The organism is Streptomyces sp. WG7 (genome assembly GCF_049975785.1).
Taxonomy (GTDB): Bacteria; Actinomycetota; Actinomycetes; order Streptomycetales; family Streptomycetaceae; genus Streptomyces.
Genome location: NZ_JBNGGE010000031.1, coordinates 12,714 through 38,090 on the forward strand (window position 1 = coordinate 12,714; position 25,377 = coordinate 38,090).

The following is a 25,377-nucleotide window of genomic DNA, read 5'->3' on the forward strand; positions in this document are numbered from 1 at the left end:
CGGGGGGGGACGGGGGCCGGAGCCGGGGGCGGGGGCCGCCCTCGTCAGGCGTCCCCCCGCCCGAACAGCGGCGCGAGCAGCAGCTGGGCCGCGCCCTCCGCGACCCCGCGCGTCCCGCCGGGCGCGATCCGCACCGGTACGGCGCCGTCGCGTCCGCCCTCGCGCCGGGCGCGTGCGTCGAGGACGGCGCCGACGCCGTGGACGAAGGCCTCGGGGTCGGCGGCGACGGTACGGCCGCCGAGCAGCACCAGGTCGATGTCCAGCAGCCCGACGAGGTTCGCGGCGCCCGCGCCCAGCACCCTGGCCGCCTCCGCGAGGTCGCCGCGGGCGACGGCGCCGAGGCACAGGGCCTCTATGCAGCCGCGGGCGCCGCAGGTGCAGGGCGGCCCGTCCAGCTGGACGACCTGGTGCCCGAACTCCCCGGCGCCGGTCCGGGCCCCCCGGTGCACGCCGCCGCCGAAGACGAGGCCGGCGCCGAGTCCCGTACCGAGGTGCAGATACGCGAAGGAACCACCCGCGCCGCCACCCCTCCCGACACCTGCCCCGGCCTCCTCACCGCACGGCTCCCCGCCCCGCTCACCACCTGGCTCACCGCCCTTGCCGCCGGCCGCGAGACCGGCCGTGAGCCCGGCGGTGAGACCGGCCGTGAGTCCGACCGCGAGACCGAGCGCCGCCGCGTTGGTGTCCTTGTCGACGACGACCGGCACCCCGAGCCGTTCCGCCAGTGCGTCCCGCAACGGGAACCCGTCCCACTCCGGGAAGCCGGTGACCCGGTGCAGCACGCCCCGCACGTGGTCGAGCGGGCCCGGGAGGGCGACGCCGAGGCCGAGCAGGGTGGGCGCGGCGGCGAGGGCTGCCCCCGGGGGGACCAGGGTTTCGGTGACCAGCTCCCGGGCGGCCCGCGCCACCGCCTCCACCACGGCCGCCGCGCCCGCCCCCAGGTCCAGCGGGGTGTGCCGCTCCCCCACCACGGCACCGTCGAGATCGACCAGCACCGCCCGCAGTTCGTCCCGGTCCAGGTGGACGCCGAGGGCGTGCCCCGCCCCCGGCACCAGGCGCAGCACGGTGCGCGGCTTGCCGCCCGTGGACGCGCGGCGTCCGGCTTCGGCGGCGAGGCCCTCCGCACGGAGCCGGGCGGTGATCTTGCTGACCGCCTGCGGGGTGAGTCCGGTCCGCTCGGCCAGTTCGAGCCGGCTGATGCCGTCGGCGCCGGCGGTGCGCAGCAGGTCGAGCACCAGGGCGGTGTTGTGGCTGCGCAGGGCGAGCAGGTTGGCGCCGCCCGCCGCACCCCGCATGCCGCCGCCCCTCGCGGGGCCCACGCCCGTACTCGTGCCCGCGCCCGGGCCCGTACCGGTCCCCGCACCCCCGCCCGTGCTCGCACCGGTACCCGCGCCCGTAGCCGTACCCACGCCTCCGCCGTTCGCCCTGTCCCCGTCCCTGTCCCTGTTCACGCCCCCATTGTCTCCGGCGCTTGCACTTTGGCAACACCGTTGCGAAAGTAGGGCGTATGACTGGTACTCCCTCCGGCAATCCCCCTGGCAGCGCTCCGCGCGGCCCGCTGCGCGTCGGCCTCGTGGGCTACGGCCTCGCGGGCTCCGTCTTCCACGCCCCGCTGATCGCGGCCACCGAGGGCCTGGCCCTGGACACGGTGGTCACCTCGAACCCGGAGCGGCAGCGGCAGGCCCGCGCCGAGTTCCCGGACGTGCGGACCGTCGCCACGCCCGACGAGCTGTTCGGCCGGGCCGCCGAGCTGGACCTGATCGTCATCGCGTCCCCGAACAAGACGCACGTGCCGCTCGCGACGACGGCCCTGAAGGCCGGCCTGCCGGTCGTGGTGGACAAGCCGGTCGCGGGTACGGCGGCCGAGGCGCGGGAGCTGGCGGCGCTCGCCGAGGAGCGCGGCCTGCTGCTCTCCGTCTTCCAGAACCGCCGCTGGGACAACGACTTCCTCACCCTCCGCAAGCTGCTGGCCGAGGACGCGCTGGGCGACGTGTGGCGGTTCGAGTCCCGTTTCGAGCGCTGGCGGCCGAAGCCGAAGGGCGGCTGGCGCGAGTCCGGCGACCCGGCAGAGATCGGAGGTCTGCTCTACGACCTCGGCAGCCATGTCGTGGACCAGGCACTCGTCCTCTTCGGTCCGGCCACGCAGGTGTACGCCGAGTCCGTCGTCCGGCGCGCGGGCGCGGAGGCGGACGACGACACGTTCATCGCCGTCACGCACGCCAGCGGCGTCCGCTCCCACCTCTACGTCTCCTCCACCGCCGCCCAGCTCGGCCCCCGTTTCCGGGTGCTGGGTTCGAAGGCCGGGTACGTGAAGCACGGCCTGGACCCGCAGGAGGCGGCGTTGCGCGAGGGCAAGCGGCCCGGCCCGGCCTGGGGCGAGGAGGACGAGTCGCTGTGGGGCCGCGTGGGCTCCGGGGAGTCCCCGGTGACCGGCGGCGGACGCGTCGAGGCGACCGTCGCGGGTGACTACCCCGCGTACTACGCGGCGGTGGCGAAGGCCCTGCTGGAGGGCGGTCCGAACCCGGTCGGCGCCCGGGAGGCGGCCGACGCACTGGACGTACTGGAGGCGGCCCGCCGGTCCGCCCGCGACGGAATGGTGGTCACCCTGTGAGCCCCTCTCCCGGCACGGCGGTCCCGACCGTGGAGGAACTGGAGGCGCAGGAGCGCCGCCTGGTCTTCCGCCGGTTCACGAACGACGACGCGTGGGCGCTCGGTTCCCTCCTGGTGGAGCTGGCCCGGGAGCGTCGGGCGCCGGTCGCCATCGACATCCACCGCGCCGGCCAGCAGCTCTTCCACGCGGCGCTGCCGGGCTCGGCCCCCGACAACGACGCCTGGATCGCCCGCAAGCGCCGGGTGGTGGAGCGGTACGGCTCGGCGTCGTACCTGGTGGGCTCCCGCTTCCGGGCCAAGGGCACGACGTTCGAGGAGTCCTCGCGGCTCGATGCCGACAGGTACGCGGCGCACGGCGGCTCGTTCCCGGTCACGGTGGCCGGTGTCGGTGTGGTCGGCGCGGTGACGGTGTCCGGGCTGCCGCAGGTGGAGGACCACCGGCTCGTCGTGGAGGCGCTGGAGCGGTTCCTGGGCGAGTAGCCCGTACGGCGGCATCCTCGGGTCCGTACGGCGGATCCCGGGAATCACTCCCCGGTCCCTCCGGTTGGCACGCGGTGCAGGCGATGTACGAAGGACGACCACAACGCACCACCGGAGGGATCGCGGCCGATGAACGACACGACGGCGTCTTTGAGGGAATCGATCGGACGGTACGGCGTCTGGAGTGCGCAGATGCGCTCCGGGGGTCCGGACGGAGCCGGTGAACGGGCGGAGGCGGCGGCCGAGTTGGAGAAGCTCGGGTTCGGCGCCCTGTGGCTGGGCGGCAACACGTCCGCCCGGCATGCCGCCCCGCTGATCGAGGCGACCTCGCGCATCGTCGTCGGCACCAGCATCCAGAGCATCTGGGAGCACGAGGCCGCCGCCACCGCCGCGGCCTTCGCCGAGCTGGAGGTGGCCCATCCCGGCCGCTTCGTGCTGGGCCTCGGCGTGAGCCACGGTCCGATGGTGGGCGGGTACAAGCGCCCGTACTCGACGATGGTCGGCTACCTCGACGACCTGGACCGGGCAGGGATGGGGGCCGGGCACCGGGTGCTGGCCGCGCTCGGCCCGAAGATGCTGGAGCTGTCCCGGGACCGGGCGGCGGGCGCGATCCCGTACCTGGTCACTCCCGAGCACACCGCCGAGGCCCGCGAGCGGCTCGGCGAGGGCCCGCTGCTGGCCCCGGAGTTCAAGGTCGTCCTCGACTCCGATCCGTCCCGCGCCCGCGCGACGGCCCGCGCCTACCTCGCCCCGTACCTGGAGTTCCCGAACTACACCAGCAACTTCCTCCGCCTCGGCTTCACCGACGCCGACGTCACCGGCGGCGGCAGCGACCGTCTGATCGACGCGGTCTTCGCCTGGGGCGACGAGGACACGATCCGCGCCCGCGTCGACGCGTTCCACGACGCCGGTGCGGACCACGTGGCCATCCAGGTGGTGGAGAACGACATGACACCGCTCCCCCGGGATGCCTGGCGCCGTCTGGCTTCCCTGCTGGCGTGAGCCGAGGCGCCCCGAAGGGGCGCGGGGCTGTGACATGTGCGGCTCCGCCGCGTGGGCGCGACCGGCCCGCGACGGCCCGCGGCCGACAACGCACCGCGGTGCCGCGGCCGACAACGCACCGCACTCCCCGCGCCCCCAGCGCCCCCAGCGCCCCCAGCGCCCCCAGCGCCCCCAGCGGAGCGCCTACGCGTCCTTCAGTTCCTGCCGCTGCCGCCCGAGCCCGTCGATCTCCAGCTCGACGACGTCCCCCGCCCGCAGGTAGGGCTTGGGCTCGGGCCGCCCCATCGCCACCCCGGCCGGCGTCCCGGTGTTGATGACGTCACCGGGCCGCAGCACCATGAACTGGCTGACGTACCGCACGACCTCCCCCACCGGGAAGATCTGTTCCGCGGTCGTCCCGTCCTGTTTCAGTTCCCCGTTCACCCACAGCCGCAGCGACAGCCGCTGCGGGTCGGGTACCTCGTCGGCGGTCACCAGCCACGGCCCCAGCGGGTTGAACGTCTCGCAGTTCTTGCCCTTGTCCCAGGTCCCGCCCCGCTCGATCTGGAACTCCCGCTCGGACACGTCATGGGCGACCGCGTACCCGGCGACGCACGCGAGGGCTTCCTCGGCCGACTCCAGGTAGCGGGCCGTACGCCCGATCACGACCGCGAGCTCCACCTCCCAGTCGGTCTTGGCGGAGCCGCGCGGTACGAGCACCGTGTCGTCCGGTCCGACCACCGTGTCCGGCGCCTTGAAGAAGACGACGGGCTCGGCGGGCGGCTCGGCCCCGGTCTCGCGGGCGTGGTCGTGGTAGTTGAGGCCGATGCACACGATCTTGCCGATGCGTGCCACGGGCGGTCCGACGCGCAGTCCCGTGCCGTCCAGGGCGGGCAGTTCACCGGCCTCGGCGGCGGCCCGTATCCGGCCGAGCGCGGCGTCGTCGGCGAGCAGCGCTCCGTCGATGTCCGGCACCACGCCCGACAGGTCTCGCAGGGTTCCGTCGGCGTCGAGCAGTGCGGGTCGCTCCGACCCCGCCGTACCGACTCGCAACAGCTTCATGATCCCCAACTCCTCGATCGCGGGCAGCCCGCCCGATGAGGTGCGCCTGGATGCGGCCGTGCGCAGCCATCGGAGGACTGGTCGATCGTCCAAGGTCGGGGTCCACTCCGCAATACCCCGTTCACGTACTGGACCGTAGCCACGCCGTCCTCCTGCGGCTCACCGGTACAGGACGGCCCGCTCGACGGCGCTCCACGTCGTGCTGGTGATGACGTACAGCGCGGCGGTCAGCGGCACCACGGCGACGGTGACGGTGACGGTGACGAGCGTGCTCGTGCGCGCGTTTGCGCCGGTTGTACTGGGAGCCCGGCCGGGGCCCGGTATCGGCGCCGTCACGTGCTGTCCTGGCCCGGGTCTGGGGCCTGCGGGGGCCTCACCTTCGTCACCTGTCGGCAGTACGGTGTCACCCATGCGCCCCGACACGCCTGCCGAAAACGTCGACCACTCCGCCGAGGCGGCACGCCTGGAGCGGACCGCCGGCCTCTATCCCGAGGACGCCGAGGCCCTGCTCCTGCGTGCGGCGGCCCACCTGGAGCTTTCCGGTGACCGCCCTGCCGCGACGAAGCTGTACGACCGCCTGCTGTCCTCCGGTTCCGCGTCCGCCGCGCTGGAGAACCCGTCCCTGGTTCGCGCTCTCAAGGCGTCGAATCTCTGGGAGTACGGCCATGAGGCGGAGGCCCGGGCGATCATCGACGGCGTCCGCGCGGCGTCGCCGCGCGACCCTGCCCCTTGGGTGATCGTGGCCGAGTCCCTGGAGGCCCATGACGAGCTGGAGGCGGCGCACGAGTCGTTCACGGAGGGCGCCCGTCTGCTCCTGACGGACGTGGCGGAACCGCCGTACTCGACGCATCCTCTCCTCTACGGCCGCCACCGGGTGCGCAGGATGCTGGGCCTGGCCCACGACGAGTGGGATGCCCTCGCCGACACTCTGCATTCCATGCCGGTCTCCTTGGACGAGTTGCACGACCCGAAGCGTGTCTGGTCGCTGGGTTCGGACAATCCGGCGGATCTGGAGGCGGAGATCTCCCGCCTGCGCGCCGAACTGGGCGCCTACCGGGAGGCTCTGTCCCGTCCTTTCCCGGTGGCGATGCTGCACTGGCCGGCGGAGGAACTGGCGGAACTCGTCGAGGCGTACCCGCCGCTGGCGGCCGAGTACCCCTCGTACGGGGAGCACTCGGCGGCCATAGAGGCGGCGCTGCGGGAGCTGGCGTCGTCCGGTACCCCGAACCTGGGTGTGGTCCGTGGGACGGTGCCGTCGTACGAGGCGTTCGCGGCGTCGGAGGGTGTGTCCCCGGCCGATCCGGCTCTTCTCCCGCAGTACGCGACGACGCTGGCGGCACGGGGGCGTGCGGTGGTGTGGCCGCCGCAGCGGGGGGCGGCGTGCTGGTGCGGTTCGGGCCGCCCGTACGGGGAGTGCCACGGAACCGGGGTGTGACGGGGCGCGTCTTCCCGGCCACCTGACGCCGGTGCCGGTCCTGGTCGGCGTTCGGGGGTGACTGTCGTGTGCTTCGGGGGGAGCCTGCCGTGTCGCAGCCCTGGTTGACCATCGCTCTGCTCTTCGCCGCCGGCTGGGCGGCCTTCGGTGTCCGCGTCGTCCATCTCGCCCTCCGCGGCCGGCGGGGCCTGCGCCTTCTCGGTGTCCGGGGCGCCCGCGCGGAGGGTGAGGTCGCCCGCGGTCCGCGCCGGGAGGGCCCGGACCTTCACCCGGCGCAGGTCCGCTACCGGGCGGGCCCGCATCACCAGACGTATCGCCGCGTTCCGCTCAACTCCGGCCTCCACACGCTCCGCGCCGGGTACTCGGTCGTGGTGCGTTACGACCCGGCGGACCCGCGCCGTGTGGTCGTGGTCCGGACGCAGAAGACGTTCGCTCCGACGACGTACCTGGTGTGGGGGGTGCTGGTGTGCCTGTTCGGGGTGGGGCTGGGGGTGTGGGCGGTCGTCTGAGGCCGGGCCGGCCGGCGTGCCGCGCCGACGTGGTGTGCCGGCGGGGCCCGGACGGGGTGGCCGGAAGCCTGGGGGCGAGCGTGCCGGGCGGCCCCGGAGGGGCGTGCGGGACCGGGACACCGCGGAGAACCGTCCCGGTGCGTACCGATGAGGTTTCGCGGGGGCGGGGGTCTACAGATGCGACGGCCTCACGCGAGGGGCGCACGGATCCGAGAAGGGGAGACAGAACATGTCCGACGAGCAGACCTCAGCGGCCAACGGCTACTCCTACACCCTGACCCGCACCCTGGACGCCTCCGCGGCCCGGGTCTGGCAGGCGTGGACCACGCCCGGCGAGTACGCCCAGTGGGCCCATGCCGCCCCCGGCTCCGTCGAACTGGACGTACGTCCGGGCGGCGCCTGGAAGGCCACGATGCTCACCCCCGACGGCGCCGAGTTCCCCCTGACGGGCACCTACCAGCAGGTCACGGAGAACCGCCACCTGACCATCGGCATGGACGTCCCCGGCCGCCCCGCGCCCTCGACGATGACCATGGAGCTCACCGAGCAGGGCCCCCGCAACACCGTGATCGTCCTCCGCCAGACCTGCGACACGGCAGAGGAACGGGACATGGCGGAACAGGGCAGCGGCATGCTCCTGGACGGCCTGACGGCGTTCCTGGCGGACGGGGCGAAGGACTGAGCCCCCGCGACGGGACCGGCCCCCGGCCTTCCGGGGGCCGGTCCCGTCCCGCCGGTGTCCCCTCTGCCGGGGCACGGCTGCGAAAGCGTGAACATTCCCGCCGAAAAGTTCACGACCCGCTCAGATGAGCGCGACAGCGGAAACCCCGGACCGCCGCCCGGCCCGGGAGGCACTCGGCGCTCCCCGTCACCGCCGCGACCGCCGCGTGACCGGGGCCGCCAGGAGGCCGCCGTCGGCACGCCGGCCAGGGGCACCGCCCCGCCAGGACCGGACTGCCCGACGACCCGGGTACGCCGATGGACTCAGCCGTGCAGGGTGGGCCGGTAGACGAGCTCCTGGGTGTGGCCGTCGAGCGTCCGGTGCTCGATCAGCTCGAGGTCGAAGTCGGCCGCACCCCGGAAGACCGGGTCCAGCCCGGTCCGCCCGGTGATCACGGGAAAGATCGTCACCTGAACGCGGTCGACCAGACCGGCGGCCATCAGCGCCCGGTTCATCGACAGACTGCCGTGCGAGCGCAACGGCACCTCGGACTCCTCCTTGAGCCGGGCTACCACGTCGACGGCGTCGCCGCCCACGACGTCCGCGTCCGGCCAGTCGAGGGGCCCTTCCAGCGTGGTCGACACCACCGTCGCCGGCAGGCTCCTCATCCGCGTCACCCACGGGTCACGCACCTCGGACTCCTCGGTACTCTCGGCCACCATCCGCGCGAACCCCCGATACGTGTGGGCCCCGAAGACCATCCGCTGCGCCTCGCCGTACAGGGCGAGACGGTGGTCGAGGAGCTCGGGGCCCTGCTTGCCCCAGTAACCGCCCCAGTCGCCGCTGCTGTCGTCGTAGGAGCCGTAACCGTCGAGGCTGGAGAAGACGTCGAATGTGTAGGTGGCGGTCATGATGCTCTCTCCTCGATTGCGGTTGATCACCTCTCGCAGATACAGACCGCGGACCACGGCGGAATTCATCGCCTCGGACTCCTGGACGTCGGCCGCCCCGGACGCGGCCCCGGAGGCTGCGTCACGGCGGAGAAGGTGCTGGGGTCACGAGGGCAACGCGGCCCGATCGGATTCCGTCGGCAACACGCGGGACACGTTGCGCCCGGGTCGGCGAGAACGACCCGACGCCGGCCTTCGGGCTTGCGGCGATCGGCGACCAAGGGGCGCCCAAGCTCAGCAGCCGCTCGACCTCGGCGTCACTCAAGGTGTCGGGGCACAGGCCCACGTGGATCCTGTCTAGCCCGACTTGCGCTCCGGCACTTCGTTGAAGTGCAAGGCCAGGCCGCCGGGCAGCATGATCTCAGTCTCACCGGGAGCTGCTGGCTTCGCCTCCCTCCCCTCTCACCTCACGTGTGATGCCTCAGTGGCCCAGTAAAAGTGCGAGACTCTTGATGTCGAGAGGCTCGCACGTGATCATCGCCTCTCCCAGAACGACCACCTTCAGGAGGAGCGGCATGCCCCGCAGCGGCCAGACGCGACCGCGGTTCGCCTCGCCATTGACCTCGATCGAGATCTGTGCGGGTGCCGGGGGGCAAGCCGTCGGACTTCACAACGCCGGTTTCGATCACCGCGCTCTCGTTGAGTGGGACCCGCACGCCGTGGCCACCTTGCGGGCCAACGTGGGCGGTTGGCCCGGCTGGAATCAGCACAAAGCTGAAAATATCCACCCTATGGACGTCAAGGATTTCCTGGACTCCGAGGTACGAACAAATCTCGGCCTCAAGCCAGGAGAACTCGACCTCCTCGCCGGCGGGGTGCCATGCCCCCCATTCTCCTTGGCCGGACACCGGCTTGGCCCGGACGATGAGCGCGACCTTTTCCCGGCAGCGCTTGACATCATCGACGCTCTCAGGCCGAAAGCGGTGATGATCGAGAACGTCAGAGGCATCCTTGAGCCTCCGGAAGTCTTCATTGAGTACAGGAATTCCATTCTTGACACTCTGCGCGACCTCGGTTACCTAGTCCCTGAGATTGACCAGAACCAGTCAGCCAGTGCACAAGACGTGGCTATGCGAAAAGTCTGGCGCCGGATGGATGCGAAGCACTTCGGAGTACCGCAGCTCCGGCCTCGTGCAATCTTGGTAGCTATTCATCAGGACGCGGTAAAGCCGGGATGTCCCGGATTCCAGTGGCCTACGGGCACAAAGGGCAGTGCGACTACTGCTTTCGAGAAGCTCGATGAGAGCATGCTCGCGCGCTGCAAGGCATTCTGGGATAAGAACGCGGCTGGCGAACCCGCCCGACCCGGCGAGCGAACTGGGCAAATGGTCTATGAAGACTGGAAGAGGAAAATCTCCCTCGCCGCGGCTGCGGGTAAGAAAGTCGCCCCGACACTCGTAGGCGGCTCGAGGAAGCACGGCGGTGCCGACCTGGGACCCACGCGCGCCAAGCGTGCGTGGGCCGAGCTGGGCGTCGACGGGATGGGGATCGCCAACGATCCGGAAAACTGCGACCCGGAACGCGATCTGTTCCGCCCGACCGGCCCCATGCTCACTGTCGCCCAGGCGGCAGCCATTCAAGGCTTCCCGGAAGAGTGGAAGTTCCAAGGGCGGAAGACAGCCCGTTACCGTCAGGTCGGGAACGCCTTCCCGCCGCCGGTTGCCGAGGCAGTGGGACGCGCTATCGCCGCAGTCCTCCTCCCTGAATACAGCGAGGCTCTCACCAGGGACTACGAAATGGAGCCCGCAGGGGCGACCCTCATCGAGGACGTTCCGCAGCAACTGGAGATTTCAGTCGCCCCGCGCCGGTCCTCCCTCACGCCGAGCCAAGACCGTCGCAGCGATTTTGTCAGCACAGGTGTCTGATGGCTCGTGCTCCCAGAAGCGGAGTACGAGCCAGCCAGCTTCCCGCAGCTTTTCGTCGGTTTCCCGGTCCCTCTTGACATTGCGAACAACTTTTTCCGACCAGTAACCGGAATTAGTCTTCGGTGGGACGTAATGCTCAGGACAGCCATGCCAGTAGCAACCGTCGATGAACACCGCGACCTTCGCCGAGCGGAAGACCATGTCCGCCGTCCGGCGAAGATCGGGGAGGGGACGGGCAGCGACCCGGTACCGCAGCCCTGTGGCATGTACGAGCCGCCTGATCAGGATCTCCGGCTTCGTGTCACGGCTGCGGATCGCCTGCATGTTGCGGCGGCGTGCTGCGGAGGAAGCCCAGGAACCTTCCGGGGCCTCCCATTCGGCTTCGGGGGACACACCGCAGAGGGTAGTCCCGTCAGTCCCACAGCACGCAGCCAGTCCTAGCGACCTCCCATGTGACTCAGAAGCGCCTCGATGTCAGTCGGTGCGAGACCAGCCGCCACTGAAGGCTCCTCCTCAAGATCGGCGAGCTGCTGCACGGTGGGGTCGTCCAGGATGCGCCCCATGAATTCCAGCTTTCGCTCCAGGCTCGCGGCCACAACCTCGTCGACGGAGTTCCGCACCGCCAGGACTGTCACCCGGGTCTCTGTGCCGGGGGCGAGCCCGAGACGGTGGATCCGGTCCAGGCTCTGGAGGAACCGCCCCGCCATGAAGTCACGGTCCACGTAGACCGCGTCATGGCAGACGTGGTGCAGGCTGATTCCCTCTCCCAGAGTGGCCGGGTTCGAGATGAGCACCATGCACGCCGGGTCCTCCCTGAACCGGCGAATCTGCTCCTCGCGGTCAGGCGTACCGCCGTAAACGACAGCCGGACTGTACTTCTCCAGCATGCGCTCCAGCGTGGTGAGACTCCTGACGAACGTCGTCCAGACCAGCGTCTTCCGGCCCTGTGCAGCGTTCTCCGCGATGATCGCCACGGCCTCCTTGTACTTGGGCGAAAGCTCGTAGTCGGGAAGGTTCTGCATGAGCGAGTACAGCGAACCTCCCTCGGGAATCTCCATCGGCGGCAGCTGATACGCGAGTGGTTCGTAGCGGCTGCCTCCTTCCAGGAGAAGGGCGGGGCTCGTGGCAGCCATGAGGAGGCGGAGTGCCGTCTTCCCGAGGGAACTCAAGTCCTCGCGCGCGGCGCCGCTCTTCTCGCCGCCCACGATTGCCGTGTAGATCTCGTCATGCAGCGGCGGCATGTCAACGAAGCGCAGTCCCAGCTGCACGGGGGGCAGGCCGAGTTCGTGCTTTGTCGTGCGGGTGAACAGCGGCCGGAGGACAGTGCTGGCGTGTGCGAGATCTCCTCCAGCAACCGCCTGGACCACCGTGCGCTGGCCGTGGCCGGGCCAGACGAAACCCAAAAGATTCTCCAGGTCCCGTGAACCGTTCGGAGCCGGCGTACCGGTCAGGATCAGCCGGCGTGCGGCCAGAGGTCCCAGCGCCATGCAGGCCGCTCCGTAGGTTCCCCGGGCACCCAGTTTCATCCGGTGCGCCTCGTCCAGGATGATCATGGAGGGAGCCGACTTGAGCCATCCAGCCAGCATGGACAGTGACCGGTCGAGACGCTCGTAGTTCACCACGAGCACCTCAGCCCACTGATCCAGCGACCCGTCCAGGACGTTGATGCGCAGCGGATGGATAAGGCACTCTGCGGTCTCGTAACGCCATGACTCGTATGCCGACTTAGGGCACACGACCAGCAGTCGGCTCACCCGGCCTGCCGCCTTCTGGGCTGCGTACACAGCGAGCGCGACCCGGGTCTTGCCGGCGCCGGGCACGCTGAAGTTGGCGCCGTGCTGAAGCGACAGGAGCTTCGCGATATCCCGGCGCTGGAACTCGCTGAGTTCACCCTTCCAGCTATCGCCGAGAAGCATGGACACGTCATCGGACGCGACCTCGCCGGCCGTCGGCCGCCCAGCGAGCCGCTGCTGCACGGTGTGGGCATCCTGGACCACTCCGGATACCAGGTCCCGAAGGTCGTCCGCCCACTCCACACCGGCGGGGTCTGACCACGTACCGAGCAGGCCGAGGTCCGCGAGCAGCTCGTTCAGGGAGACAGAGGCGCTCAGCGGGCCAAGCTGGCCGCCGGTACGAAAGCGGGCGGCCAGCTGTACGAGTTCCTGCTGGAACGATTCCGTGGTTCGCAGCACCACTCGGGTCCGGGTCTCATCGAACCCAAGACGCAGCGACTTCTCGCTGACGGAACTGCTCACCGGGAACCCTCCGCCGCGACCGCTTCCAGCAGCCAGGCCACGCCGTCTCCCGGCTGCGGCAGCCCGCGGCCGGCCTGCTGCGCGAGCTTCAGCAGACTGCCCCGCAGTTTGAGCACCGCGTCATCGAACGCCTCCTCGTCCAAGCTACGGGAGGTACGTGCCTGCACCAGGTCGCTCACGCACTGGTCGATGCTCGCGCAGGCGTCGGCCAGCCGGGCGGGGGCGAGTTGCTTGCGCTTGCGCAGCCGGGCGCTCCGACCCGCCGCCTCGATCACCTCGTCGAACGCCTGCCAGGTGTTGTCCCAGGTATCCTGCGCGGCGGCCTTCCGCTCGTCACCGAGGTCCGAGGCTTCGTTCCTCACCACGGCGGCGGTGCGGAGGATCTCGTCGTTCATCGCCCGGGCCTCCGCGACGGCGGAGGAGGCGGCGGGCACCTCCAGGCCCAAACCGGGGATGGACACCGACTGCGGCTGCGCGGTCGTCGTACCGCCCATGGGCAACCGCTGCTCAAACCCCGCCTTCAGGAAGTCCTCGTTGATGTGACGGACGTCGGTCTTCGAGAAGTTGAGAAGGATCGCGGCCAGGCGCAGTTCCTTCAGGACCTCAGCCTGGTCGCGGTCCACCGTTTCCAGCTTCACGTACAGCCTGTGGAGCTCCTTGAGACGCTCCTGCGCGCCCTCCCAGTCCACCAGGCGCAGTCCGTTGCCGCCGCCGGTGCGGCTGCGCTCGTTCAGCTCTCGGATCGTGCTGAGGATCCACCGCTCCTGGTGGTAGGTGCGGACCTGAATCCGGAAATCCTTGGCGATCTGCTCCGGCGTCCGTCCCAGCGCCGCCTGCTCCTCCATGGCGAGGAGACGGTTGATGTAGGAGTAGTCACGCCGGTGGTCCTTGCGAAGCTGCAAGGACAGTTCGACGGCGTTGATGTCGGCCCAGGTAAACGACGCCGGCAGCACGCCGACGCGCATCGACTGCGCGCCGAGCTCGCGCAGCGCTGCGGCCCGGGTGTTGCCGTTGACCAATACCCCGTGCCGGGTCACCAGCCCGGGGTCGTTCTGCCCGAACTGGTCAAGGCTGTCCTTCAGGACATCGAAGTCCTTGTCCCGCACATTCGTGTTCTCAGGGTCCGCCTTGAGCAGGAACCCGAGATAGTCCTGGCTCTCCGCGCTCCACGGGTCCTTGTCCAACGCCGCGTCCCGCTCGGCGTCATGGCTGCGCTGAGCCCGGATGCGGTGGGTGCTCGGGTTGTAGAAGAGGCTGCTGAGCGGCAGGTCGATCACTTCGACATGGGCCTGCTGCCCGTTCCAGTCGACGGTGACCGTCTCCCGGGTGCCGCCTGACGTCTTGACCTCCTCGACCTTCTTGCTGATCAGCTCGCTGAACTCGGCCGCCCGCGGCGGGGCCGGAAACTCGCGCATCATCGTTATCCCGTCCTGTCTCAGTCGTCCGTACCGTCAAGAGCGTCGGCCACAGCCTTGCGGGACTCCTCCGGCAGCGTCCGGTACATCCCCCACAGCACCTCCAGCGAGCTGTACGTACGCTGGTCGTTCTTCACCCAGCCGCTCAGCACGCTCCGCTCGAGGGGCGCCAACGACTCGATCCGGGAGAGCACCTCCGGCAGGTGCACGGCCCGGTCTACGGTGCCCCGCCCGCACCGCTGGCACTCGGTTACCAGCTGGTGGGTAACGCTGCCGTCCACCAGCGTCACCTGCCGCCGGGCAACGTTGAGTACCGCCTGCGTGACTCCGTCCTCGTACGCCTCGCCGGCCGCGATGCCGCACGTACGGCACAGGTACGCGTCGGCCTGCATCACCTTCGCCCGCTGGGCGTTGGTGATGCTCGACTTGTGGCTCGGGCCCTTCGCCTGGCCCGGCACCCACACGTCCTTGCCCCGCGTCACGAACCGGCGCTCCTGCGGAAGCAGCTCCGGGTCCTCGCGGGCGGTCGAGATCTCCCAGCCATAGTCGCGCAGACCGCGCATGCGCCGGTCGATCTGCGCGACGTCCGGGAAAGCCTCGCGCAGCTTGGCCACGGTGAAGATCTCCCCCTCCCCGACGACCTGGATCAGCCAGAGAGCGGCACGCGCCATGCTCCCCAGCTTGTGGTTTCCGGCACTGGTCTCCTGCCAAGACGGCAACGTCACGATGGGTCCCCTCCCATTAAGAACGCACACAATTAGGCGATCTGCCGCACACGTCTACGAAATGACATGAACGCACCATTCGTGAATGCGACTCGCGCCACCCCCGCACCACTGGCGGCTGACCTCTAAAGCGTGGCACATCGAAACCGCTTTGAACCCTCTCGATGAAACTTGCGCACCAACTGGCAAGAGAAGAAGCAAAAACCGCCAGGCGGCAGCCCGTTGCCCTCCGGCACAATGGCGAACAACGTCGCCGCCTGGCGACACAAACGGCCAGCCAGTTCGGCCCAAAATGCGGAGGTTTGTCGCTATGGCAGCACGCAGCAGCAGTCGCCGTCCGTTCGCATGGACCAAGAAGGCACTCGACGAAAGCGTCTTGCCTGAGAGGCGGCGGCTGGCTGCCGCACTGCAAGAGATCTGCCGCCACCTGGTCGTCACGACTCAAGAGGGGGCCACGCTTACTCATCCGACGCAGGCCCAGGCCGCCGAGTACCTGAAGGTCAGCGAGACCACTCTGACGCGATACCTCCAGGGCCAGCGCGTCCCGCCAGACCAGGTGGTCGCCTTCATCTTCGACACCGCCTGCCGGGACGCGGGAGGCGGCCAGAACGTCGGCATCAAGTGGGAAGAGATGCGGGAACTGCACATAAGAGCCGAGCAGGAACGATGCGGCAACTGCTCGCGTCACAGAGAGGCGGCCCGCGTCGCTGGGCAGAAACTCCGGGCTTTGCAGGAAACCCACGGACAGCTCGAACGGTCGGCGGCAGCAAGGGACCGAGAACTCGGGGAGCTCCGCCAGCGCGTCACCGTACTCAAGCAGGAGACGCACCGGATGAGGACCGCTCAGCCGATGCCTGTAGGTGAAGCCGGCCCGCAAAAGGGCCGGGAGGCGGCACGCGCCGCAAGTCTGTTGCCGGTCCCCCGCCGAGAGGGGGACCGGCAACAGAGCAAAAACGAAACCGTGGCAGCCCGCCATGTCGGCCGCCGCGCCGAAGAGCTGCTCCGCGGCGGCCGGCCGGACAGCACCCTCGCACTCCTGCGGCATACGGCAGAGGCTTCAACGCCCACAGAAGTAGCATTGCTGGTAGCCCTGTTGCGGTCACAGGAGCAGGACGACCTGGCCGACAACCTCGTGCACATCTATGCGCGCGACCGTCACGATCAGGACGTGGTGCGGACAGCACTGATACTGCACGAGCGACAGGCCCTCGCGGACGCGGAGGTGCTCTTGCGCACGGCCGCCGCTCACCCGGGATCGGCTCTCTCCCGGGCCGAGGAGTCCGGGCCACCCAGATAGCTACGGTCGGCGCGCCATCCGTGCCGACGCAGACCGCAAGCGGGCTTGCCGCTGGTACGGACGCAGTATGGTCCTGACCGGCTAACGCCCGTTTCACCGCGGCGCCATACCGGCATGCAGTGAAGGGGCCGGCGAACTTCAGGCGGCAATGCCGGGCTCAGCTTCGTAGTGCAGTTGGGCCTGGTCCAAGACGTCGTCTGGATCAAAGCCACAGGAAGCCGTCCAGTGCAGCAAGTCAGCGATCAGCTCAACCGCTGACTCCTTGAGAGCGACGTCTCGCATCCGGCCCTCCAGAGCCGTGCCGCCCGCAGGGCGGTAGCTCCGCAGAGCCGCAGCCGCCCGTTCCGTCCGCTGGCACACCGGATCGGATCCGAGCGCGATCTCGCACCACACCGACTTTCCGGCCGCCGTCAGAACCGTCCCCCAATCCGCCGTCACGGCGGCGAGCAGGTGCAGTCCTCGCCCGCATTCGTCGTCGCAGCCGGCTGCCGACAAGGACGGCACGGAGTGGCTCTTGTCGTGGACTTCTACGCGCAGCCGCTCGCCGTCCCACTCCAGGACCAGCGTGGCGGACGTGCCCTCGCCCACGTGTTTGATGACATTGGTGGCCAGCTCCGTGACCACCAGTTCCGTTTCCTCCACGGCGTGGGGCATGCCCCACTGCCCCAGCTGGGCAGTAGTGGCCTGCCGCAGCAGCCGCACCTCGGCCGGCGCTGCCATGAAGGGCAGAACAGATCGTTGTCGGTGTTCCCTGACTTCGTCGCCGGGCATGCGAACTCCTCCCTCCCAAGCCACGCGTACGTGAGCCTAACGTGTCCACTCGACTGCATTGCGTAGCGGTTCGTAAGGGAGAATGGCACAGAGAAGTCTCTCCATGTAACTTCTCACGAGAATCCATCGAGTGAATCTGATGGTGGGAGGTCCCCTCGCTGCCTAGCCTGATCAGGCCCGGAGCGACCGCCCGGCGCACGTGCAGGAGGAAGTCCGCATGACCGTGAGGGCCACCACTCGCCGACGTCAACTCGGCGCGACATTAAGGAAGTTGCGCGCCAGCAAGGGCCTGACCCTGGAAGAGGCCGGCCGACTCGTCGGGGTCTCCAAGGCCACGGTCAGCCGGTACGAAACCCAGGCAGGCCCCGTGAAATGGATCATCGTCGACGCACTGTGCCGCGCATACGGGGCTGCCGACTCCGAGCGCGAAGCCGTCGTACGGCTGGCCAAGGACGCCAAGCAGCAAGGCTGGTGGAGCTCGTTCTCCGACTCCATCCCGGAGGACATGAACCTGCTGCTCACCCTTGAGGACGAGGCCGTACGCGAGAATCACTTTGCCTGCGTCTACGTTCCCGGGCTCCTTCAGACTCGCGCCTACAGCACCGCCCTTCAGCGGGCCAATGAGGTTCCCCTGTCGCCGGATGAGATCGAACGGCTTGTGGACATCCGCATGAAGCGACAGGAGATCCTCACTCGCCCCAAGCCGCTGCACCTGTGGGCGATCATCGACGAGTCCGTCATCCGTCGCGTTGTCGGGTCGCCGCAAACGATGAAAGAGCAGCTGGAACGGCTGCTCACGGAAAACGACTCACCTCACACCACGCTCCAGGTGCTCCCCTTCGCGAAGGGCGCTCACGCCGCGGCTCTCGGGAGCTTCGTCATGATCGGCGGCGCTGAGCCGGCCCTCGACGTCGTGTACGTCGACTTCCACACCGGGTCGCTCTTCCTGGAGAAGGACGAGGAACTGGAGCGCTACCGACTTGCGTTCGAGTACCTGCGCGCACAAGCGTTGGACATGGAGGCCTCCTCCGACCTGATCCATCGCGTCCGCAAGGAGCTGTAGATGCCGACCGCTGACCAGCATCACTCTGAACTCACCTGGTTGAAATCGTCGTACAGCGGCGGCAACACCACGGAATGCGTGGAAGCCGCCTTCGTCCGCTCAGGGGTGCTCATACGGGACTCCAAGCAGCCGGAAGGCCCATGCCTCGGCGTGTCAGCTGGGGCATGGTGCCACTTCCTGGCCACTTGGCCGGAGCCCCTCACCGACGCCTGACCACATCCCCGTGCCGGTGATCTCCGGCAGAAGAGGCACTGTTGGCGTCTGCCGCCTCCCTGAAAGAGTGAGACAACGCTGAAGGAGAGCGAACGGGGCTACGGTGCGGAGGTGGAGACCCGTGCAACCCAAACTCGGACCCAGCGGGTTGAGGACTATGCATGGCGAGACTGGCAACTTACCGCCGTTGCCGTTGAAGACCACTGGCGACCTAAGAGCCGCTCTGCGGTCCGGGCACGGATTTCCCGGCGACCCGGAGACCTTCGAGGCTGACTTGCAGAGCGCGTTGGAGGGGGCGACGGAGATGGAGCACAAGGCCGTGCCGCTGTGATCGCCGGCTTCCGCGGCAGGATCCGCCTGCACCAGGAACCCGGCCTCGACATCGCCGTTCGGGAAAGCCTCGCTCTCACCGCGCGGCTGAAGCGGGAGGCCCCGGGCCAGTGAACGATGACCCCGGACACCGCGACCCCCGAGTGCGCTCCGCGAACCCGTGGCTCGGAGGGCGCGTCATTCCCGACCGTCAGTGGGTTCCTCGTTCCCGCCCTCGATGACGGTCAGGTCCGTACGCCCACCGGCGTACGGATCGGGTGTGCCGACGGGGATGTTCTGCACCGCCTGTCCCTGGGCCGCACCGTTGCCGTTGAACACGAAGTCGGGCCGGATGCGCCAGTTGCGGCCCTCGCGGTAGATGAAGCCCTGGGCCGCGAGCTGCTTGAGGCTGCGCGAGACGGAGGCCTGTGACATGCCGACCTGCTCGGCGAACTTCACCTGGCTCTCGACGAGGACGAGGCCGTGGTCCTTGCGGTTCTGGAGGGCGCACATCTTGTGGAACAGCTTGTACGCGCTGACGCTGAGGTCGGCGTCAGCGAGGGCGTTGTGGGCCGCGTATCCCATCGTGGTGAAGCCTCCTCCCCTGAACCAGAGGGCATGAGCGGCCGAGACCGACGAGTGGACGGTGAAGTCGTTCACCTCACCCGTCCTCTTGTTCACGGTCTCGATCCGGGTCACTCGCCGGGCCGCACGCACAGAGTACTCCCAAGGGTGAATAGAAGGCATGCAGTGCTGACTCGCCTGTTCCAGCACTGATGCGGGAGGATTCGGTGCTGAATAGCGTAGGCGACATATGCAGTACTGAATAGCTGCATCCAGAGTTGGAACGCTTCCTTCATGTTCCCGCACGTCAGCGACGTGTCCGCCAGCGCGCGTCTTTATAGGCGAAGGAGCCCCTCCGTACCTCCGCCCCTAGCCAGCCACTCGGCGGGCCACCTCCTCCGGCCGCCGGGCCGTCGCGGCCACGCGCGGTCGTCAAGGAGGCGTGGCTGATACCGGTGCGGGGCTGAGGGAGGCACACGTGACGGGCGACCGCCCGGCTCTCCCGCCGTTGTGGCGTGCTTGCGACGGCTGAGGATTCGAGGTCCGTGGATGCTCAGGGCAGTTGTTCCGCATGACCGCCGGACGGCGCCGGCGGCGGCGGCAAAGGCGATGGAGTACCCGGGCGCGGGCGTCATGATGTGTCGCGACCGCCCGGTGCGGCGCGTCCTCGGCGTGTGCGGTGCCGGGGCAGGTGCACGACAGGTGGACGCGCGCGGGCTGGACGACGCCCCGTCCCAAAAAGGCGTGAACACTTTGACTCCACTGTCCTCGTGCGGCTCATTTGAGCGCTGCAGGGACACTTGCCGTCGATTGTTCACGCTTTTCAGCAAGGTGCCCGCACCCGGCCCCGGCGGGTCGCTGACCACTGGGCCACCGGCGAGCGGGCCCGGTGGCCGCAGCAGTTCCTCAGCGCTTGTGCGGACGAGTGCAAGACCGTCGCCGCACACGGGGGCTCCAGCGGGTGACCGATTCGTGCCCGTGTTCTGTCCGCCGGATCATTCCTGTGCCGCGGTGCCCTGGTACGCAACAGACCACCGCTCGCCCACGCATACGGGGGAACCCGTCCGGCGAAGCCCGTCTGATCTGCTGGAACGGACCCACGGAACTTTCGTCCAAGACAAAGCCCGTGAAGTCGGCGACGGTGGAGGCATGCGCAGACACGAAGTGGGGGTCACCCGCATGGATCGCGATGCCGAGAACGGGGTGGTGAGGGCCGCGGGCGTGCCGGCCGGGACGGCCGACGTGGTCATGCCCCTGGGGAGCGGGCCGCGGAGTTGATCACGCCGTGGCGGCAATCGGGTCCGGTGCCCTCGGCACGGCCGGGGTCCAGGCGTCGCAGACCGCGACGATGCCGTCCGGCTCGTGGTCCGGCGGCTTCCCACGTCGACGCCCGCTCCTCGCGACGGCCCGCCGCTCGCGACGGTGGGCCGTACGCGGAGCAGGTGGCTCGGCAGGCGTACGTCACCCCGCCCACCTCAGCCACCACCACAACGCTTCCCACAGCATCCACGAGGAGTTCCCCCGCCACACCCCTCCCGTTAGCCACCCCTGGCTACCTTCACCTCGCCCGGTCCGGCAGCAGGAGAGGCATGCCCATGAGCACCCCGGTCCACCGCACCCCGACACGGCCGTCCGTGGCCACGCTGACGTCGGTCCAGCAGCGTCGGGAGGGCAGCCGGGCCGGGAGTCCGTCCGGGAACTCCGCGGAGCACGCCTTACTCCGGCTCCAGTCCAGCGCCGGCAACCGGGCCGCCACCGCGGCGGTGCAGCGTGCCAGAAGCGCGACCACGGAACAGGCGGCCGGGTCCACCGGCACGACCACGGAACAGACACCGGGAGGCGGTGGCGCGGCCGACGGGGCGCGGCAGACGAAGAGCTACCGCGAACGGATCCAGGCGCTGCTGGACCGGTTCAAGAAGAACCTCGAACCCGCGGACAACGCCGTCAAGGGTGGCCAGACCCCCACCAACGCCGCCCTCACCCACCAGGCCGGCGCCACCGCCGACGGGGCCCTGGCGCACAACGCCGCCAGCTCGGGGACCTCCGCCGCGGGGTGGAACCTCCTCACGGAGGCCAGCGGCGTCGTGGTCAACACCATGGACACGTACAAGAACGTGAAGAGCGCCAAGGAGAACGAGACCGGGGCCAAACACCACACGGCCAACCGGAAGGCCAAGGTCAAGGGGACCGACGCGGGCATCGGTGCCGTCAGCTCGGGTTCCTACAGCGCCGCCATCGCCAAGGAGGCGACCAAGCTCCAGGGGGCGGCGAACGCCGCGACGGCGGCCGAGGCGAGCGGTGCCCTCAGCGCCGTCACCGGCCTGGCGAAGGGCGCCCGGGCCGCGGTCCGTGTCAAGGGAGCGGCCAGCAAGTACAAGGAACTGAAGAACCTCGGAGATGCCGAGGAGGTCAACGCGGATCTGCTCACCCGGATGGACCGGGAGGTGCGCCTGGCCAAGTTCCGGACCGACGAGGCCAGGGCGGAGGTGTACGCCAGGTTGGACGCGGCCGAGGCGCACCCGCACGAAGGCTGGCAGACGGGCGTCGACGCGGCCTTCGCGAACTTCGAGAAGGAACTCCGCAAGATCAGGCCCGCCGAAGAGAAGTACAACCGTGCCGTGAAGGAGACGGCGGACCTGCACCAGGCGCAGGAGTACGCCAAGAAGAAGCAGCTCTACAAGATGGGCAAGGAGACGATGGGCGGCGTCGTCGGCGAACCCGCCAAGGCCGCGGCCGGCGTCCTGACGCTGGTCACGGCGACGGGAGCGATGGCGAGCAACCCGGCCGGCTGGATTCTCGCCGCGATCGGGGCCGGTTTCGTCCTGGGCACCACCGGTTACAAGGCGGGCCGCGCGGCCAACAAGCGCTACAAAGAGAAACGCCACCCCGATCGCTACACGCTGGAGGGCGAGACGGCGGAGGACGCCGCGCCCCGCACGGAGTCGCTGTCGCACGCCCTGAAGTTCTGGAAGAAGGTGTCGAAGGGCAAACGCCAGGCCATGGCACGCAGGATCTACGGCCTGGCGGCGGGCCCCGACGTGCCCGGGAGCGGCAGCACGACACCCGAGCTGCGGCAGTCCGCCCGGGATCTGCTCATCGCACTCAAGGCGGGTCCCACACAGCACAACCTGAACCTCAAGGATTGGTCGGACACCCTCAACGACCCGACGAAGAAGGACGGCTGGATCGCGGAGATCGCGGAGCAGCTGGCCTCGGGGTGACCGTGGGGCACCGCGATCACCTCACGGCTTGCGCGCCGTCCCGCGACGGACATCGACGGAGGCGGCGGTCGGACGTACGGCCCGGCGCGCCGGCCGGGCCCTCCCCCCTTCGGCCCGGCCGCGCCGCGGCGGCTGCCGTACGTGTCGGCAGCCGCCGCGCCCCGGGTCAGGACACCACGCGCAGGTGGGTCGGCCAGCCGATGCGGTCGAGGAGGCGGAACATCTTCTTGATGTCCGTCGGGTTCAGCTTCACGCAGCCGTTGGACTTGTAGTCACCGGCGCCGTCCCAGCGGCGGGCCTCGGTCCGGCCCGCGCTGCCGTCGCGGTTCATCTCGGAGTGGATGAACATCTCCGTGCGGGTCAGGGTGCCCTTGGAGCACTTCATGTCCTGCAGGTAGACGGCGTACCCCTTGATGAGATTGCCGTTGTACGTGCGGGTCTTGAGCTTGATCTTCCAGTTGCCGTTCGGCATCCAGCCCTTGGCGCGGGCGCAGTCGTCCTTGACGCCGAGGCCCGATCCCGCCCGGTAGGTGGCCCAGAGCTTCTTGCCCCGGTAGACGGAGAGCTTCGAGTTGGCGGGGTCGCCCGGATTCTTGTCGAACACCAGGGTCGTCGCCGGCGCGGCCGCCGCCGCCTTGGCCTCGGCGGGACCCTGGGCGGCCGCGGCCGGCGCCAGGGCCAGCGCGGTCGCCACGGCCCCGGCGACCAGGGCGCCGCGCAGGTGACGTCCGTTGCTGTTCATGTGTGTTCCTCGCTTCTTGTCGTCCGGGCCGGGCAGCCGGCCTCGCGTGTGTGGATCGGGTACGTGGATCGGGTGGCCGGCCGCTGCGGTCCGGGGGTGGGCGCACCCGGGGCCGACGGAGGGGGCGGGCGTCGTGGCCCGCCCCCCTCCGTACGAGGTCAGGCGATGGCCAGGCGGACCTCGGCCTTGTTCGTCCCGGCGAAGCTGTGGCTGAACTGCTCACGGACACCGGAGCTGCACGCCGTCGACCTCTTGGTCTCGCCGTTGCCGCCGACGAGGCGGACCAGGGCGCACTTGCCGTCCATGCGGGTGTCCTCGAGCCAGCCGGAGACCGTCACCTTGCCGCCCGAGCAGCGCAGGGACCAGCTGGCCTTCGCGCCGTCGATCACCGGGGAGGCCGACGACGGGCACGTGGCCGCGCTCGCCGGGGCGGCGGCACCCACGGCCAGTCCACCGGCGAGGACGACGGCCGACAGGACGGACGTGATGGTCTTGCGGAAAGCAGACATGGGTTACCCCTTCAAGCAGAGAACTGACGGGACGCGGACCGGAACGAGACTCCGTGCGTGACGCCCCGCCGACGGGGCGGGGCGGGATCCGGAGTTCCGGCTGCGACACCAGCATCACCGGAGGAAGCGGGTACGAGAAGACGATCCCGGCCGCTTGCCGAGGCGCATCCATGCACCCCGTATGAAAGGGTCCTGACCTGCCGTCATGCCCTCATGCCCTCATGCCGTCATGCGGGGGCCTGCACGGCATGCGTCCGGCGCAGCGCCCGCGCGTGGGGCCGGCCCACTCGCGCGGACGCGGACGCGGCCCCTCACGCTCACGCGGACGCGGACGCGGACGCGGGATTCCTCGGGGACGTCTGGTACGCCGGGGCCCGGTCGGGCGGGAGCTGTCGCACGAGCAGGACCAGCCAGGTCTCCGTGTCCGCCCTGCCGGTCACGGGCAGATGGTGATTGCTCTGGAAGAACCTCAGGTCCGCGGCGGTCACCGCGGTGAACTTCCCCGACACCACCGTGCCGCCCTGGCCCACGTTGTCCAGGAGCTCCTGTACGGCCAGAACATGTGCGCCCTTGTCCCCGGGGGCGGCTTCCTTCACCAGCTCCGGCCACGTGTCCTTGCCCACCTTGCCGTCGGGCGCCAGATCGTGCTTCCGCTGGAAGTCCATGACGGCGTCCCGGGTCTCCTCGTCGAAGAAGCCGTCCGCCCGGACCTCGTACCCGTGCGCGTTCAGCAGGTGCTGGAGGGCCCGGCCGCGGGTGTGGTGGTCCTCCTTCTGCATCATCAGCAGCGGCCACTCGTGCGGTCCCACACGCGCGGGCGCGGCACCGGCCGCACCGGCGACCGGAACGTCACGGCTGGGGGCGACCAGTTCGCGAACGCCCGCTCCGGCGGCGAACGCCAGGACCACGGCCGCCACCACCAACGCCGGCAGCGCCCGCCGGAAGCGGGGGCGGCCCGACGCTTCGCCCGCGTCGGCCCCGTCCGCGGCGTCGGCTCCGACTGCGGTGTCGGTCCCGAGGGTGGCGTCGGTACCGGCGGGGGCGTCGGTACCGGTGGCGGAGCCGGGCCCGTCCGTGCGGCCGGTCGTGGCGCCGGCCGCGGGCGCGGTGTCCGGTCGGCTGGTGGAACCCGGTCCGCCGGTGGAACCGGTCCCGGCGGCCGAACCCGGCACCTCCGTGGAACGGGACCCGTCCGCGGTGTCGGCCACGGCGGTGGGCACCTGCTTGCCGCCGGCGAGCCGTTGACGGCTGCTCTCCTCCAGCGCGGCCCGGCACAGTGCCCGCGCCAGCTCCAGTTCCACGTCCGGAGCACGCAACTGCGCGTGCAGGGCCTCCACCACTCGCGGCGGAGCGTTCGACGTGTGCTTCGGATTCAAGTAGCGCGAGAGCGTGGTCTGGTCGACCCCCAGTCTCGTGGCCAGCGCCTGCTGGGTCGGCCTCGAACCGCCGGACGCGTGCCCGGCCTCCTCCCACCAGCCCCGAAGCAGCAGCGCCAACCGCTCCCCCGGCGGTTGCTCCCGGCCCGAGCCCTCCTGCTCGTACGCCATGTCGTGTCTCTCCCCGTCGTCAGGCGGAACAGCCGGGCGTCCACACCGCTGCATGACGGCATAGCGGCACGTCAGCCGCGTATGCACCGGCGTGCATGGACGCATCGGCCCACAGCGGCGCAGATCGTAGCGACGTCAGAGCCGACGTGGGCACGCCTGCTCCGGGGTGGTCCGTGCCTTCCCACGGCCGGCG

24 protein-coding genes are annotated in these 25,377 nt (G+C 69.9%); 11 read left to right on the top strand and 13 right to left on the bottom strand.

Annotation, left to right across the window (positions count from 1 at the left end):
* Positions 1 to 44: 44 nt before the first annotated feature.
* Complete coding sequence (locus ACP4J0_RS26220) at positions 45 to 1,295, bottom strand: ROK family transcriptional regulator (protein ID WP_426601191.1); 1,251 nt, start codon at positions 1,293 to 1,295, stop codon at positions 45 to 47.
* 212 nt (positions 1,296 to 1,507) lie between these two features.
* Here ACP4J0_RS26220 and ACP4J0_RS26225 point away from each other — a divergent pair, with 212 nt between their 5' ends.
* The 3 genes from ACP4J0_RS26225 to ACP4J0_RS26235 all read left to right on the top strand — a co-directional run bounded on the left by ACP4J0_RS26225 (position 1,508) and on the right by ACP4J0_RS26235 (position 4,092).
* Positions 1,508 to 2,611, top strand: coding sequence for a Gfo/Idh/MocA family oxidoreductase (locus ACP4J0_RS26225; protein WP_426601192.1), 1,104 nt, complete (start codon positions 1,508 to 1,510; stop codon positions 2,609 to 2,611).
* Positions 2,608 to 3,090, top strand: coding sequence for a heme-degrading domain-containing protein (locus ACP4J0_RS26230; RefSeq protein WP_426601193.1), 483 nt, complete (start codon positions 2,608 to 2,610; stop codon positions 3,088 to 3,090). The genes ACP4J0_RS26225 and ACP4J0_RS26230 overlap by 4 nt, the downstream gene beginning before the upstream one ends.
* A gap of 129 nt (positions 3,091 to 3,219) precedes the next feature.
* Complete coding sequence (locus ACP4J0_RS26235; protein WP_426601194.1) at positions 3,220 to 4,092, top strand: LLM class F420-dependent oxidoreductase; 873 nt, start codon at positions 3,220 to 3,222, stop codon at positions 4,090 to 4,092.
* 183 nt (positions 4,093 to 4,275) lie between these two features.
* Here ACP4J0_RS26235 and ACP4J0_RS26240 read toward each other — a convergent pair whose 3' ends face one another.
* Positions 4,276 to 5,133 (bottom strand): fumarylacetoacetate hydrolase family protein, encoded by an 858-nt coding sequence (locus tag ACP4J0_RS26240; RefSeq protein WP_426601195.1) that lies wholly within the window; start codon positions 5,131 to 5,133, stop codon positions 4,276 to 4,278.
* A 159-nt stretch (positions 5,134 to 5,292) separates the two neighbouring features.
* Complete coding sequence (locus ACP4J0_RS26245) at positions 5,293 to 5,469, bottom strand: hypothetical protein (protein ID WP_426601196.1); 177 nt, start codon at positions 5,467 to 5,469, stop codon at positions 5,293 to 5,295.
* A 73-nt stretch (positions 5,470 to 5,542) separates the two neighbouring features.
* On the opposite strand from ACP4J0_RS26245, the gene ACP4J0_RS26250 reads away from it, so the two are divergent.
* The 3 genes from ACP4J0_RS26250 to ACP4J0_RS26260 all read left to right on the top strand — a co-directional run bounded on the left by ACP4J0_RS26250 (position 5,543) and on the right by ACP4J0_RS26260 (position 7,759).
* Positions 5,543 to 6,568: an SEC-C domain-containing protein gene (locus ACP4J0_RS26250; RefSeq protein WP_426601197.1), complete on the top strand. Its 1,026-nt coding sequence runs from the start codon at positions 5,543 to 5,545 to the stop codon at positions 6,566 to 6,568.
* Positions 6,569 to 6,657: 89 nt separating this feature from the next.
* On the top strand, positions 6,658 to 7,077 hold the full coding sequence (locus ACP4J0_RS26255) for a DUF3592 domain-containing protein (RefSeq protein WP_426601198.1): 420 nt from the start codon (positions 6,658 to 6,660) through the stop codon (positions 7,075 to 7,077).
* A 229-nt stretch (positions 7,078 to 7,306) separates the two neighbouring features.
* Positions 7,307 to 7,759: an SRPBCC family protein gene (locus ACP4J0_RS26260; RefSeq protein WP_426601199.1), complete on the top strand. Its 453-nt coding sequence runs from the start codon at positions 7,307 to 7,309 to the stop codon at positions 7,757 to 7,759.
* A 302-nt stretch (positions 7,760 to 8,061) separates the two neighbouring features.
* On the opposite strand, the gene ACP4J0_RS26265 is transcribed toward ACP4J0_RS26260, so the two are convergent.
* Entirely contained in the window at positions 8,062 to 8,649 is a 588-nt protein-coding gene (locus ACP4J0_RS26265; protein ID WP_426601200.1) for a dihydrofolate reductase family protein, read from the bottom strand.
* A 554-nt stretch (positions 8,650 to 9,203) separates the two neighbouring features.
* On the opposite strand from ACP4J0_RS26265, the gene ACP4J0_RS26270 reads away from it, so the two are divergent.
* Positions 9,204 to 10,553: a DNA cytosine methyltransferase gene (locus tag ACP4J0_RS26270; protein ID WP_426601201.1), complete on the top strand. Its 1,350-nt coding sequence runs from the start codon at positions 9,204 to 9,206 to the stop codon at positions 10,551 to 10,553.
* Here the strand turns inward: ACP4J0_RS26270 and ACP4J0_RS26275 are convergent.
* The 4 genes from ACP4J0_RS26275 to ACP4J0_RS26290 are packed head-to-tail and all read right to left on the bottom strand — an operon-like array spanning position 10,479 to position 14,948.
* A complete protein-coding gene (locus ACP4J0_RS26275) occupies positions 10,479 to 10,946 on the bottom strand; it encodes a very short patch repair endonuclease (RefSeq protein ID WP_426601202.1) in 468 nt (155 codons plus the stop codon). The two genes, ACP4J0_RS26270 and ACP4J0_RS26275, sit on opposite strands and share 75 nt — an antisense overlap.
* Before the next feature lie 44 nt (positions 10,947 to 10,990).
* Positions 10,991 to 12,808, bottom strand: coding sequence for a DEAD/DEAH box helicase (locus tag ACP4J0_RS26280; RefSeq protein WP_426601203.1), 1,818 nt, complete (start codon positions 12,806 to 12,808; stop codon positions 10,991 to 10,993).
* Positions 12,805 to 14,226: a hypothetical protein gene (locus tag ACP4J0_RS26285; protein ID WP_426601204.1), complete on the bottom strand. Its 1,422-nt coding sequence runs from the start codon at positions 14,224 to 14,226 to the stop codon at positions 12,805 to 12,807. Before ACP4J0_RS26285 ends, ACP4J0_RS26280 begins: the two co-directional genes overlap by 4 nt.
* Positions 14,227 to 14,243: 17 nt before the next feature.
* Positions 14,244 to 14,948, bottom strand: coding sequence for a hypothetical protein (locus ACP4J0_RS26290; protein ID WP_426601205.1), 705 nt, complete (start codon positions 14,946 to 14,948; stop codon positions 14,244 to 14,246).
* A 310-nt stretch (positions 14,949 to 15,258) separates the two neighbouring features.
* Between ACP4J0_RS26290 and ACP4J0_RS26295 the strand changes: the two genes are divergently transcribed.
* Positions 15,259 to 16,245 carry a hypothetical protein gene (locus ACP4J0_RS26295; RefSeq protein ID WP_426601206.1) on the top strand — a complete coding sequence of 329 codons (987 nt, stop codon included), beginning with the start codon at positions 15,259 to 15,261 and terminating at the stop codon, positions 16,243 to 16,245.
* A 138-nt stretch (positions 16,246 to 16,383) separates the two neighbouring features.
* Here ACP4J0_RS26295 and ACP4J0_RS26300 read toward each other — a convergent pair whose 3' ends face one another.
* Entirely contained in the window at positions 16,384 to 17,016 is a 633-nt protein-coding gene (locus tag ACP4J0_RS26300; protein WP_426601207.1) for an ATP-binding protein, read from the bottom strand.
* 217 nt (positions 17,017 to 17,233) lie between these two features.
* Between ACP4J0_RS26300 and ACP4J0_RS26305 the strand changes: the two genes are divergently transcribed.
* A complete protein-coding gene (locus tag ACP4J0_RS26305) occupies positions 17,234 to 18,079 on the top strand; it encodes a helix-turn-helix domain-containing protein (RefSeq protein WP_426601208.1) in 846 nt (281 codons plus the stop codon).
* Positions 18,080 to 18,292, top strand: a complete 213-nt coding sequence (locus ACP4J0_RS26310) for a DUF397 domain-containing protein (RefSeq protein ID WP_426601209.1) — start codon at positions 18,080 to 18,082, stop codon at positions 18,290 to 18,292.
* A 507-nt stretch (positions 18,293 to 18,799) separates the two neighbouring features.
* On the opposite strand, the gene ACP4J0_RS26315 is transcribed toward ACP4J0_RS26310, so the two are convergent.
* Positions 18,800 to 19,282 (bottom strand): helix-turn-helix domain-containing protein, encoded by a 483-nt coding sequence (locus ACP4J0_RS26315; protein WP_426601210.1) that lies wholly within the window; start codon positions 19,280 to 19,282, stop codon positions 18,800 to 18,802.
* A gap of 1,478 nt (positions 19,283 to 20,760) precedes the next feature.
* Here ACP4J0_RS26315 and ACP4J0_RS26320 point away from each other — a divergent pair.
* The gene (locus tag ACP4J0_RS26320; protein WP_426601211.1) at positions 20,761 to 22,386 is read left to right on the top strand and encodes a hypothetical protein; all 1,626 of its coding nucleotides are present in this window, start codon (positions 20,761 to 20,763) and stop codon (positions 22,384 to 22,386) included.
* A gap of 166 nt (positions 22,387 to 22,552) precedes the next feature.
* Here ACP4J0_RS26320 and ACP4J0_RS26325 read toward each other — a convergent pair whose 3' ends face one another.
* From ACP4J0_RS26325 to ACP4J0_RS26335, 3 genes are all read right to left on the bottom strand, one after another.
* Positions 22,553 to 23,128, bottom strand: a complete 576-nt coding sequence (locus tag ACP4J0_RS26325; RefSeq protein WP_426601212.1) for a L,D-transpeptidase family protein — start codon at positions 23,126 to 23,128, stop codon at positions 22,553 to 22,555.
* A 158-nt stretch (positions 23,129 to 23,286) separates the two neighbouring features.
* The gene (locus ACP4J0_RS26330; protein ID WP_426601213.1) at positions 23,287 to 23,637 is read right to left on the bottom strand and encodes a hypothetical protein; all 351 of its coding nucleotides are present in this window, start codon (positions 23,635 to 23,637) and stop codon (positions 23,287 to 23,289) included.
* Positions 23,638 to 23,954: 317 nt separating this feature from the next.
* On the bottom strand, positions 23,955 to 25,184 hold the full coding sequence (locus ACP4J0_RS26335; protein WP_426601214.1) for a peptidoglycan-binding protein: 1,230 nt from the start codon (positions 25,182 to 25,184) through the stop codon (positions 23,955 to 23,957).
* Positions 25,185 to 25,377 lie beyond the last annotated feature (193 nt).